This window comes from Paraburkholderia sp. SUR17 (genome assembly GCF_029536165.1).
GTDB classification, from domain to species: domain Bacteria; phylum Pseudomonadota; class Gammaproteobacteria; order Burkholderiales; family Burkholderiaceae; genus Paraburkholderia; species Paraburkholderia kururiensis.
On record NZ_CP120508.1, the window covers coordinates 1,228,033 to 1,240,180 of the forward strand.

General features: G+C 65.1%; 11 protein-coding genes. 7 read left to right on the plus strand and 4 right to left on the minus strand.

Annotation, left to right across the window (positions count from 1 at the left end):
* Positions 1 to 111: 111 nt before the first annotated feature.
* On the minus strand, positions 112 to 945 hold the full coding sequence (locus P2869_RS05470) for an alpha/beta hydrolase (RefSeq protein ID WP_017777761.1): 834 nt from the start codon (positions 943 to 945) through the stop codon (positions 112 to 114).
* Positions 942 to 2,312: an O-acetylhomoserine aminocarboxypropyltransferase gene (locus P2869_RS05475; protein ID WP_017777762.1), complete on the minus strand. Its 1,371-nt coding sequence runs from the start codon at positions 2,310 to 2,312 to the stop codon at positions 942 to 944. Before P2869_RS05475 ends, P2869_RS05470 begins: the two co-directional genes overlap by 4 nt.
* 370 nt (positions 2,313 to 2,682) lie before the next feature.
* Between P2869_RS05475 and P2869_RS05480 the strand changes: the two genes are divergently transcribed.
* The 3 genes from P2869_RS05480 (at position 2,683) to aroC (ending at position 6,520) form a co-directional block, all read left to right on the plus strand.
* A complete protein-coding gene (locus tag P2869_RS05480) occupies positions 2,683 to 3,144 on the plus strand; it encodes a CBS domain-containing protein (RefSeq protein WP_017777763.1) in 462 nt (153 codons plus the stop codon).
* Positions 3,145 to 3,430: 286 nt separating this feature from the next.
* Positions 3,431 to 5,368, plus strand: a complete 1,938-nt coding sequence (locus P2869_RS05485; protein WP_277597684.1) for an MFS transporter — start codon at positions 3,431 to 3,433, stop codon at positions 5,366 to 5,368.
* A 51-nt stretch (positions 5,369 to 5,419) separates the two neighbouring features.
* Positions 5,420 to 6,520: a chorismate synthase gene (gene aroC, locus P2869_RS05490; RefSeq protein ID WP_277597685.1), complete on the plus strand. Its 1,101-nt coding sequence runs from the start codon at positions 5,420 to 5,422 to the stop codon at positions 6,518 to 6,520.
* Positions 6,521 to 6,627: 107 nt separating this feature from the next.
* On the opposite strand, the gene P2869_RS05495 is transcribed toward aroC, so the two are convergent.
* Positions 6,628 to 8,301, minus strand: a complete 1,674-nt coding sequence (locus P2869_RS05495; RefSeq protein WP_277597686.1) for an electron transfer flavoprotein-ubiquinone oxidoreductase — start codon at positions 8,299 to 8,301, stop codon at positions 6,628 to 6,630.
* Positions 8,302 to 8,487: 186 nt separating this feature from the next.
* Between P2869_RS05495 and P2869_RS05500 the strand changes: the two genes are divergently transcribed.
* Both P2869_RS05500 and P2869_RS05505 read left to right on the plus strand, forming a co-directional pair.
* Entirely contained in the window at positions 8,488 to 9,264 is a 777-nt protein-coding gene (locus tag P2869_RS05500) for an SDR family oxidoreductase (RefSeq protein WP_017777767.1), read from the plus strand.
* Positions 9,265 to 9,309: 45 nt separating this feature from the next.
* Positions 9,310 to 9,747 carry a thioesterase family protein gene (locus P2869_RS05505; protein ID WP_017777768.1) on the plus strand — a complete coding sequence of 146 codons (438 nt, stop codon included), beginning with the start codon at positions 9,310 to 9,312 and terminating at the stop codon, positions 9,745 to 9,747.
* A gap of 141 nt (positions 9,748 to 9,888) precedes the next feature.
* Here the strand turns inward: P2869_RS05505 and P2869_RS05510 are convergent, their stop codons facing one another.
* Positions 9,889 to 10,443: a PAS and helix-turn-helix domain-containing protein gene (locus tag P2869_RS05510; protein ID WP_126878857.1), complete on the minus strand. Its 555-nt coding sequence runs from the start codon at positions 10,441 to 10,443 to the stop codon at positions 9,889 to 9,891.
* A gap of 281 nt (positions 10,444 to 10,724) precedes the next feature.
* On the opposite strand from P2869_RS05510, the gene P2869_RS05515 reads away from it, so the two are divergent.
* Positions 10,725 to 11,429: a CoA transferase subunit A gene (locus P2869_RS05515; protein WP_126878856.1), complete on the plus strand. Its 705-nt coding sequence runs from the start codon at positions 10,725 to 10,727 to the stop codon at positions 11,427 to 11,429.
* 2 nt (positions 11,430 to 11,431) lie between these two features.
* On the plus strand, positions 11,432 to 12,073 hold the full coding sequence (locus P2869_RS05520) for a CoA transferase subunit B (RefSeq protein ID WP_017777771.1): 642 nt from the start codon (positions 11,432 to 11,434) through the stop codon (positions 12,071 to 12,073).
* Positions 12,074 to 12,148 lie beyond the last annotated feature (75 nt).

Here is a 12,148-nt window from a genome sequence, read left to right on the forward strand (position 1 = left end):
TGCGTTCGAACGATTGTGCTGCTGTCGTACCACCCGTGCAACCCGGCTATCCGGCCGATGCCGCGACACGCGCGCAACCGCTATCGTGGTGCCTGCGATGGCCGTTTCGTCTCAGGCAAGCAATGCACCCGGGCGTGATGCAAAGGCGAACAGGCTGTCGAGCGTGGCGTCGGGTTGCTCGGCCATGATGGCGTGTCCGGAGTCGAGCGTCACGGTATCCACGGTCACGCCGGCCTGCGTGAAGGTATTGGCCAAGGCGCGCGCGGCGCGCGGCGGCGTCATGACGTCGCGCCGGCCGACGATGATTCGCACGGGGCAGCGCACGGCCGCGGCGCGTGCGAGGCCGTCGGTATACGCGTTGCAGGCGGCGAAATCGGTATGGAACAACTGGGGTTCGCCGCGCGCCGACACGCGTTCCATGAGCCGCTGGTTCATGCCGTGCAGCCAGAACCCCGGGCCGGGATTCGACGGTTTGGCCGCGATCGTCGAGTGTGACCATGCGTTCACCATGGCGATCGCTTCGGGTTCGCGCTCGCGGGCGGCATCGAGCAAAGCGGGCGAGACGGTCATGGGCAACGCGGTGGCGAGCATCGCGAGATGCGTGGTGCGCGCCGGATAGCGTGCGGCGAAGTCGAGGGCGATCAACGAGCCCATGCTGTGACCGGCCACGAAGGCGCGCTGCACGCCCGCCGCGTCGAGCCGTGCGGCGAGCCAGTCTGCCATGGCGGGAATGTCGCGCAATGCCGGCCCGGCGCTGCGGCTGTGGCCCGGCAGGTCGACCGCGAGCACGCCGAAGCCGTGGTTTGCGAAGTAGCGCGACTGCAGTGCCCACACACTGTGATCGTGCTCGGCGCCGTGGACGAACACGGCCGTCGGCAGCGCCGGATCGAAGGGCTTGCCGCCGGTATAGACATAAGCGGGTACGCCCCGCACGTCGAGGATCATGGCGCCTCCTTGCCTGCCCGCGCCGGGTTGGCGACGGCAGAGCCGGGAGCCGAGGCGGGAAGCGCGCTTGCCGCGGGCGCGGCGTTTTTCTGCGCGGCTTTCAGCGCGCGCTTGAGGTCGTCGATCAGGTCGTCCGGGTCTTCGAGGCCGATGGAGAGCCGGATCGTGCCTTCGGCGATGCCTGCTGCGGCGAGGGCGGCGGCATCCATGCGGAAATGCGTCGTAGAGGCCGGATGGATGACGAGCGAGCGGGCGTCGCCCACGTTGGCGAGATGTGAGAACAGGGTCAGGGCTTCGATGAAACGCCGTCCGGCGGCGCGATCGCCTCGCAGGTTGAAGCTGAACACGGCGCCTGCTCCGCGGGGCAGCAGGCGTTGCGCCAGCGCGTAGTCGCGGTGGGTCTCGAGCTCGGGATAGGCGACCGATTCCACCGCCTCGTGCGCGGCCAGAAACTGGACCACCTTGCGCGTGTTCGCGACGTGCCGGTCCATGCGCAGCGGCAGCGTTTCCACGCCCTGCAGCAGTTGCCATGCGGCCTGCGGATGCAGGCAGGCACCGAAGTCGCGCAGACCCTCGCGGCGCGCGCGCAGCAGGAACGGGGCAACGGTGCTTTCCTCGGCGAACACCATGCCGTGGAAGCCCTCGTAGGGCTCGGTCAGTTCCGGGAAATGGCCCGATGCGTCGAAGTCGAATGTGCCGCCATCCACCAGCACGCCGCCGATCGTCGTGCCGTGGCCGCCCAGGAACTTGGTGGCGGAGTGGTAGATCAGGTCGGCGCCGTGCTCGAAGGGGCGCAGCAGGCAAGGCGTGGTGAATGTCGAGTCGACGAGAAGCGGCACGCGGTGTTCGTGGGCGATCTGGGCCACGGCAGCGATGTCGAGCACGTCGAGCCCGGGATTGCCCAGCGTTTCGCCGAAGAGCAGCCGGGTTTGCGGGCGCAGCGCCGCGCGCCAGGCGTCGAGGTCATGAGGCGGAACGAACGTGGTCTCGATGCCGAAGCGCCGCAGCGTGTAGTGGAGAAGGTTATGCGAGCCACCGTAGAGCGCGCTGGAGGCGACGATGTGCGAACCCGCGCCCATCAGCGTGGCGATGGCGAGATGCAGCGCCGCCTGGCCGCTTGCGGTGCCGATGGCGCCGACGCCGTTTTCGAGTGCTGCGATCCGCTCTTCGAATACGGCAACGGTCGGGTTCGAGATGCGCGAGTAGACGTGGCCCGCACGCTCCATGTTGAAGAGCGCGGCGGCATGGTCGGTGTCGCGGAACGAAAACGAGGTGGTCTGGTAGATCGGCGTCGCGCGGGCGCCCGTGGCGGGATCCGGGGCCGCGCCGGCATGCAGCGCGAGCGTGTCGAAACGGTTGGCGGACATGTCGATGGGCCCGGGCCGGTGCGGCCAGAACCTTGTGAGGTAAGGGAGTGAGCGATCGTAACACCGGGCTGCGCGGCATCAAGTGCCGTTTTCCCCCAAGCGCGTCAATGGACCTGCTGAAGGGGCCGCTGCGCGAGGCGGCCGTTGCCGGTATTTCGATCGCAAATGAATGCCGTTGTGCGTGGAATGGCCGCTTTCCTTTTGCCGACCTTTCCGCTAGCATCAAAAATCAGTCCGCATTGCTTATGCGGCATGGGCTTTTGCCCCGCGCATTGCCGCTCGGGTGCCCTATGTCTGGATAAGTCCAGATAAGTCCGCATAACCAGCCGCATTTGTGAATTGCATTTACCCGTATCGCCAGGAGACGACCATGCGAGTCAGCGACATTTTGAAGGTCAAGGGCAACACCCTTTTTACCGTGACGCCCGACACGCCGCTGCACGCCGCAGTCAACACCATGGCCGAGCACGACATCGGGTCGCTCGTCGTGATGGAATATGGCGATCTGGTCGGCATGCTGACCTTCCGTGAAATCATTCTGACGCTGCGCAAAAACGATGGCAGCCTGGGCGCGGCGACCATCCGCAAGGTAATGGACGACCACCCCGTCACCTGCACGCCGGAAACCGACGTCAACGAAGTGCGACGAATGATGCTCGAACATCACGTCCGTTATCTGCCCGTTTTGGACAGCCGCACGCTGATGGGGGTGATCTCGTTCTACGACGTGGCGAAGGCCGTGGTGGAAGAGCAGAGCTTCGAAAATCGCATGCTGAAGGCATATATTCGCGACTGGCCCGAGGAAGAGGGCGAACAGCCCACGCGGCAGTAAGCGCCGGCGGTTGCTCCGTCGGTGGTTCACCGGGTGGGCTCGCGCCCAGGGGCGAGCAAGCTGTGCGCCGTGAGTTCGCGATCGCCGGGCCGGTTCCAACCTGCCGGCGGTACCGCGGTCACCGTTTCGAGAGAAAAACGCGCGCAGCAGGCGCGCGTTTTTTTGTCGAACTCACCTGGCCGTCGCTGGCCGTCGTGGCCTCTACCCCGGCCTCTACCTCAACACCCGCTTTCACCAGGCGGACATTGCCGGTGCCGGCCCCATTCCTGCCCCTCCTGCCTCCCTCATGAGCGACCGCCCCTTGCCCGCTGCGCGCCGCGCCCCTCGCGACGGCGAGGTACACGAATCGCAGTTCGGGCTGCTGCGCGAGCGCCGCTTTGCGCCGTTCTTCTGGACGCAGTTCCTCGGCGCGATGAACGACAACGTCTTCAAGATCGGTTTCACCTCGCTCGTCACCTATCAGACGGCGCGTTTTTCCGGTGTCGATCCGAAAACCGCACCGTTCCTGATTTCCGCGATCTTCATCCTGCCTTTCGTGCTGCTGTCGGCGACCTCGGGCCAGATCGCCGACAAGTACGACAAGGCCATGCTCACGCGTTTCGTGAAGACCTTCGAGATTGCCGTGATGCTCGTCGGCGGCGCGGGGTTCTGGCTGCACAGCGCGGCGCTGCTGTACACCTGCACGTTCTTGATGGGCGTGCATTCCACCGTGTTCGGTCCCGTCAAGTACGCCTACCTGCCGCAGCACCTCACGAATGCTGAGCTAGTGGGCGGTAACGGCATGGTGGAGATGGGCACGTTCGTCGCCATCCTCGTGGGCACGATTGCCGGTGGCGCCGCGGCAGGGCTGCCGGGCAACGGTGCGGCCGTGCTGGCGTGCCTGTGCGTCTCGGTTGCGCTCATCGGACGTTTTGCCTCGGCATTCGTGCCGCCGTCCACCCCTTCGCAGCCGGAGCTGCGAATCAACTGGAATCCGGTTAGCGAAACCTGGCGCAACCTCACACTGGCCCGCGGCAATCGCACGGTGTTTCTGAGCCTGCTCGGTATTTCGTGGCTGTGGTTCGTGGGCGCGACCTTCCTCGCGTCCTTCTTCAACTTTGCGAAGGACGTGCTCTCCGCGAACCCCGATGTCGTCACCGTGCTGCTTGCCACATTCTCGGTGGGCATCGGCACGGGCTCGCTGCTGTGCGAGCGGCTCTCGAAGCGCCGCATCGAGATCGGGCTCGTGCCGCTCGGCTCCATCGGCATCAGCGTGTTCGCCATCGACCTCTACTTCGCGAGCCACGCGCTTCCGGCCTCCGGGCATCTGCTCGCGGTCGGCGAATTCCTGCGCGTGCCGGCGCACTGGCGCATCCTCGTCGATCTGTACCTGCTCGCGATGTTCGGGGGCTTCTACAGCGTGCCGCTCTATGCCCTGATCCAGAGCCGCAGTGTGCCGAGCCACCGTGCGCGCATCATCGCGGCGAACAACATCCTGAACTCGCTGTTCATGATCGTCTCGGCGCTGATGGCGATGGCCCTGACTTCCGCGGGCGTCGGCATTCCGGGACTCTATCTCGTGACGGCGCTTCTCAACGTGGCGGTGGCCGCCTACATCTATCTGCTCGTGCCGGAGTTCTTGCTGCGCTTCGTCGCGTGGCTGCTCGTGCATACGGTCTATCGCATCCGGCTGGTGCACACGGAGCGCATTCCGGCCGAAGGGCCGGCCGTGCTCGTCTGCAATCACGTGAGCTATGTCGATGCGATCGTCATCATGGCCGAAAGCCCGCGCCCCATCCGCTTCGTGATGGACCACCGGATCTTTCGCGCGCCGCTGGCCGGCTGGCTGTTCCGCCACGCGAAGGCCATTCCGATTGCGCCGGCGCACGAGGACGCACACCTGCTTGCGGCGGCCTACGAACAGTGCGCCAAAGTGCTCGCCGAAGGCGAACTGGTCTGCATCTTCCCCGAAGGCAAACTCACGCGGACGGGCGAGATCAACGCGTTCCGTCATGGCGTGATGGAGATCATCGAACGCATGCCGGTGCCGGTGATTCCGATGGCGCTGCGCGGCCTGTGGGGCAGCGTCTTCTCGCGCGACGAAAGTGCGCACCTGCCGCGGCCGCTGCGGCGTGGTGCGGTCAGCCGGCTCACACTTGCGGTGGGCGAGCCGCTCGACCCGGCCAGCGTCACGCCGGAAGGGCTCGAGGAGATCGTCACGGCGCTGCGGGGCGCCCGGCGCTGAACGCGCGGGCTGGCATAATAGCGGCTTCCCGTTTTACTTTGGACGACGCTCATGTCCGGCAACACGCTCGGCACGCTCTTTACCGTCACGACCTTCGGCGAATCGCACGGCCCGGCCATCGGCTGCGTGATCGACGGCTGCCCACCCGGCATGGCGCTCACTACCGAAGACATCCAGTTCGAACTCGACCGCCGCAAGCCAGGCACGTCGCGCCACGTGACGCAACGCCAGGAAGAAGACAAGGTCGAGATTCTCTCGGGCGTATTCGAAGATGTGACGACCGGCGCGCCCATCGCGCTCCTCATCCGCAACACCGATCAGCGCAGCAAGGACTACGGCAACATCGCAGAAACCTTCCGCCCGGGTCACGCGGACTACACGTATTGGCAAAAGTACGGCATTCGCGACTATCGCGGCGGCGGCCGGTCGTCGGCGCGGCTCACGGCGCCCACCGTGGCGGCCGGCGCCGTGGCGAAGAAGTGGCTGCGCGAGAAGTTCGGCGTGGAGGTGCGGGGCTACATGAGCGCGTTGGGCGAGATCGACGTGCCGTTCGTCGACTGGTCGCACGTGCGCGAGAATCCGTTCTTCGCGCCGAATGCCGACATCGTGCCGCAGCTCGAAGCCTACATGGACGCGCTGCGCAAGGACGGCGACTCGATCGGCGCGCGCATCAATGTGGTGGCGTCGGGCGTGCCGGTCGGCTGGGGCGAGCCGCTGTTCGACCGGCTCGACGCCGACATTGCGCACGCGATGATGGGCATCAATGCGGTGAAGGGCGTCGAGATCGGCGCCGGCTTCGCGAGCGTGGCGCAACGTGGGTCGGTGCACGGCGACGAACTCACGCCGGAAGGCTTCGTCGGCAATCATGCGGGCGGCGTGCTCGGCGGTATCTCGACGGGGCAGGACATTACCGTCTCCATCGCAATCAAGCCGACGTCGAGCATTCGTACGCCGCGTCGCTCCATCGACAAGGCGGGGCAGCCCGCGACGGTGGAGACGTTCGGTCGCCACGATCCCTGCGTTGGCATTCGCGCCACGCCGATTGCCGAAGCGATGCTGGCGCTCGTGCTGATCGATCATGCGTTGCGGCATCGCGCCCAGTGCGGCGACGTGGTGACCACGACGCCGAAGATCGCGGCCGGAACGCCCTGAAGCGTTCGGGCGCAAGCGCCACACCATAAGAAGAAACGCCGCTTGAAAGCGGCGTTTTTTGTATCGGCGGAAGAAGGGCCGTTGTGCGTGCTGACGGCCCCGAGTCCTCACATGTTCGGGTAGTTCGGCCCGCCGCCGCCTTCCGGCGTCACCCACACGATGTTCTGCGTCGGGTCCTTGATGTCGCAGGTCTTGCAGTGCACGCAGTTCTGCGCGTTGATCACGAGCCGGTCGTTGCCGTCGTCGTTCTTCACGAATTCGTAGACGGCGGCAGGGCAGTAACGTCCCTCCGGTCCCGCATACGTGCGCAGGTTCACGTTCACGGGCACGCTCGGGTCCTTGAGCGTGAGGTGCGCCGGCTGGTTTTCCTCGTGATTCGTGTTCGAGATGAACACCGACGAGAGTCGGTCGAACGTGAGCTTGCCGTCCGGCTTCGGGTACTCGATCGGCTTGCACTGCGAAGCGGGCTTGAGCATCTCGTGGTCCCAGTGCTGGTGATGCAGCGTCCACGGCACGTTGCCGCCGAAGAGCTTTTGCTCGATGCCGACCATCAGCGTGCCGAGGTAGAGCCCCTTGCTCATCCACTGCTTGAAGTTGCGCGCACGGTGCAGTTCCGTGTAAAGCCACGACGTCTTGAACGACTCGGGGTAGGCGGTGAGTTCGTCGGCGGTGCGGCCGGCCTGCACGGCGTCGAACGCGGCGTCGGCAGCCAGCATGCCGGTCTTGATTGCCGCGTGCGATCCCTTGATGCGCGAGGCGTTGAGAAAGCCGGCGTCGTCGCCCACCAGCGCGCCGCCCGGAAACACGAGCTTCGGCAGCGACATGAGGCCGCCCGCCGTGATGGCGCGTGCACCGTACGAAACGCGCTTGCCGCCTTCCAGAAACTTGCGGATTTCAGGGTGCGTCTTGTAGCGCTGGAATTCCTCGAACGGCGAGAGGTACGGGTTCGAATAGCCGAGCCCCACCACGAAGCCGACCATCACCTGGTTGTTGTCGATGTGATAGAGGAACGAGCCGCCGTAGGTCTGCGGGTCGAGCGGCCAGCCGGCCGAATGGATGACGAGGCCCGGCTGGTGCTTCGCGGGGTCGATCTCCCACAGTTCCTTGATGCCGATGCCGTACACCTGCGGGTCGCTGTCGCGGTTCAGCTTGAACTTCTCGTTCAACTGGCGGCCCAGATGCCCGCGCGCGCCTTCGCAGAAGAGCGTGTACTTTGCGTGCAGTTCCATGCCGAGCTGGAAGTTCTCGGTGGGCTGGCCGTCCTTGCCGATGCCCATGTTGCCCGTGGCCACGCCTTTCACCGAGCCGTCTTCGTTGTAGAGCACCTCGGCCGCGGGAAAGCCCGGGAAGATCTCGACGCCCGCGGCTTCCGCCTGCTGGCCGAGCCAGCGCGTGACGTTCGCGAGGCTCACCACGTAGTTGCCTTCGTTCTTGAAGTTCTCCGGCAGCGCCCAGTGCGGGACGGTGCGCGCGCCCGTTTCGGTCAGAAACAGAAAGCGGTCTTCGGTGACGGGCACGTCGAGCGGCGCGCCTTTTTCCTTCCAGTGGGGAATCAGTTCGTTGATTGCACGGGGGTCCATGACCGCGCCCGAGAGAATGTGCGCACCGATTTCCGAGCCCTTTTCCAGCACGCACACGCCGAGTTCGACGCCTTTTTCCGCAGCCCGCTGCTTGAGACGGATGGCGGCCGAAAGACCGGCCGGGCCGCCGCCGACGATCACGACGTCATACTCCATCGATTCGCGTGGACCGTACTGCTCAATGAGACTTGCGGGGGTCATCGAAGCTCCTCTTGCCGTTAGAATGCTTTTTTCGGGAACGTATTGTCCGGTAACGTCTGACACCCCGCAACCCGAAGAGCGCAGATTAGCACGATCGTTCTATTCTTTGTGCTACCGTATTGACGCACGTCCGGCCATGCCGCAACGTGCCGTCCACTCAACGCTCAACACCTACAAGGAACGACAATGGGCCGTTCGATCAATCTGGAAGGCAAGGTCGCGCTGATCACCGGCGCATCGAGCGGACTGGGCAAGCGCTTTGCCCAGGTACTCTCGCAGGCAGGCGCAAAAGTCGTGCTGGCTAGCCGCCGCGTGGAGCGCCTCAAGGAACTGCGCGCCGAAATCGAGGCATCGGGCGGTGCGGCGCACGTCGTGTCGCTCGACGTGACGGACTACCAGAGCATCAAGTCTGCCGTGGCGCACGCCGAGACCGAGGCAGGCACTATCGACATTCTCGTCAACAACTCGGGCGTCTCTACGACGCAGCGCCTCGCCGACGTCACGCCCGCCGACTTCGAATACGTGTTCGATACGAATACGCGCGGCGCGTTCTTCGTCGCGCAGGAAGTGGCCAAACGGATGATGATGCGCGGCAACGGCGCACACAAACCGGCGTACCGCATCATCAACATCGCGTCCGTGGCGGGTTTGCGCGTGCTGCCGCAGATCGGACTCTATTCGATGAGCAAGGCGGCGGTAGTCCACATGACCAAGGCCATGGCCCAGGAATGGGGGCGTCATGGCATCAACGTCAATGCAATCTGCCCGGGCTATATCGATACGGAGATCAACCATCACCACTGGTCGACGGAGCAGGGGCAGAAGCTGATTTCGATGCTGCCGCGCCACCGCGTGGGCAAGCCCGAGGACCTCGACGGCCTCTTGCTGCTGCTCGCGGCCGATGAATCGAATTTCATCAACGGCTCGGTGATTACGGCCGACGACGGCTTCGGGCTCGCGTGAAGACTGACGTGAAGCGTCCCACGAAATAACAGGAAGAGAAGTTCGATGAGCGAGCAGGCGTATCACCCCGTCTTCGAAATGTCGATGCCCATTCGCTGGGGCGACATGGACGCGTTTGGCCACGTCAACAACACGGTCTATTTCCGCTACATGGAGCAGGCGCGGATTTCGTGGTTCGAGCATCTCGGCATCGCGGGCGGCAACGGCGAGGGGCAAGGGCCGGTGATCGTCAACGCATCGATGGAGTTTTTGCGGCAGCTTCACTATCCCGGCGACGTCGTGTGCCGGATGACGGTCGGCCAGCCTGGCCGCAGCAGCTTCGACACCGGTTTCGAACTGCGCCGTGCGGACGACCCCGACACGCTCTATGCGCGCGGCAACGCCCGCTGCGTGTGGATCGATTACGCCGCCGGCAAATCGGTGCCGATGCCGGATCTGTTGCGCGCCACGATCGAGCGGGCCGAACTCGTCAAGGCACGTTGAGGCTCACTACCCAGGCCAGATGAGCAGGCCAGCTGAGCAGGCCGGCTGAGCAGGCCTGCTGAACAGCTTCAAGCCGGCGTCCAGCCAACAACATCACACCGGCCTGTCAACCGGCGAGCGCACAATCCCGCTCGCCGGGTCTTACTGCCCCAGCAGCCGCTGCAACAGCTCGGTGGCGTTTCCCGTCCCATACTTGCGCATGAGCCGCGCGCGGTACACGTCCACCGTGCGCGAGCTGATATCCAGAATCCGCCCGATCTGCTTGCTCGTCTTGCCCGTGACGAGCTGGGCGGCAATCTCGCGCTCGCGCGGGGTGAGTTCTACGGCCACGCGGCGTGTGGCGCTGAGGTCCTCGAAGGTCCAGACGCCCGCCGCGTGCGGCTCGGCGCGGTCCAATGACCGCCCCGTCACGTGGCACCAGAAGAGCTCGCCGTCGGCGCGCTTCATGATACGGTCGTCCGCGTAGCTGCCTTGCGCGGTCATGATGGGCGGGATGCGCGCGCCGATGCGCTCGAACTCGTCCGCCGACGGATACAGCACCTGAAACGACTGCCCGATCAGCGACTCGCGCCGGCACCGGAAGATCGCCGCGAGTTCGTCGTTGCAGTCTTCGATGATGCGATCGCGCGCGAGCACGAGGCCGATCGGCGCGAGATGAAAGGCGGTCTGATAGTCGAGCGAACGTTGGTCGGGCATGGGCGAGGCCGCCACGGTGGTGAGGTTACTTATGTATTTTTGCGTATTGTGCCGCAACACCGCTGCATCGTACCCTTTGCGGCAAACGAGAAGAGCGCGGCGAGCGTTGCCCTGCAAGGCACCGCGCCGGCGTGAGGCGCACGGCCGGATGTCCATTCGGCCTGCTGCAACGACATGCCGCCGTGTGGCTAGAATGGCGTTTGCCAACTGGCTGCCGGCGAGTTTTGCCGCGCACTGCGCCGATCCGGTTTTCGGGTTTCCATTGAGGAAGGGACAAACTGATGAACAAGGTCTATGGGAGCGCGGCTGCCGCGCTCGAAGGCATCGTCAAGGACGGGCAGACGTTCGCCGTGGGCGGCTTCGGCCTGTGCGGCATTCCGGAGGCGCTGATCGGCGCGCTGCGCGATTCGGGCGTTAAGGGCATCACGTGCATCAGCAACAACGCGGGCGTGGACGGTTTCGGCCTCGGCCTGCTGCTCGAAACGCGGCAGATCAGGAAGATGATCTCGTCGTACGTGGGCGAGAACAAGGAATTCGAGCGGCAGTACCTCGCGGGCGAACTGGAACTCGAATTCACGCCGCAAGGTACGCTCGCCGAAAAACTGCGCGCGGGCGGCGCCGGCATTCCGGCCTTCTTCACCAACACCGGCTACGGCACGCTGATTGCCGAGGGCAAGGAAACCCGCCAGTTCGGCGACAACCACTACGTGCTCGAGCATTCGCTCACCGCCGACGTCGCGCTCGTGAAGGCGTGGAAGGCGGACAAGGCCGGCAACCTCGTCTATCGCCGCACGGCGCGCAACTTCAACCCGATGTGCGCGATGGCCGGCCGCATCACGGTGGCCGAGGTCGAGGAAATCGTGGAGACGGGCGAACTCGATCCGGACGCGATCCACACGCCGGGCATCTTCGTGCAGCGCATCGTGCTCAATGCGCATCCGGAAAAACGCATCGAACAACGCGTCGTGCGCGCAAAAGGAGTCTGACCATGGCATGGAATCGCGATGAAATGGCCGCGCGCGCGGCGAAGGAACTGCAGGACGGTTTCTATGTGAACCTCGGCATCGGTCTGCCGACGCTGGTGGCCAACCACGTGCCCGCGGGCGTCGAGGTGTGGCTGCAGTCGGAGAACGGGCTGCTCGGCATCGGGCCGTCTCCCACGGACGAGGAAGTGGACGCCGACCTCATCAACGCAGGCAAGCAGACGGTGACGACGCTGCCCGGCTCGTCGATCTTCTCGTCGGCGGACTCGTTCGCCATGATCCGCGGCGGCCACATCAACCTGGCGATTCTCGGCGCCATGCAGGTGAGCAAGAGCGGCGACCTCGCGAACTGGATGATTCCGGGCAAGATGATCAAGGGCATGGGTGGCGCCATGGACCTCGTTGCCGGCGTGAAGCGCGTGGTCGTGCTGATGGAGCACGTGGCGAAGGGCGATCAGCACAAGATCGTCGATGAATGCTCGCTGCCGCTCACGGGCGTGGGCGTGGTGGATCTCATCATCACCGACCTCGGCGTGATCGACGTGACCGAAGACGGTTTGCGGCTCGCCGAACTCGCGCCTGGCGTGACGGTGGACGAGATCGCGGCGAAGACCGGCGCACCGCTCGACGTGAGCGCCGTGAGCTAAGCGGTATCGCGGTCGGCGAAAAGCGGCCTGATGGTGGGTTGCTGTGGTCGCCGCGGTCGCTTGCAGGCGGGGCTG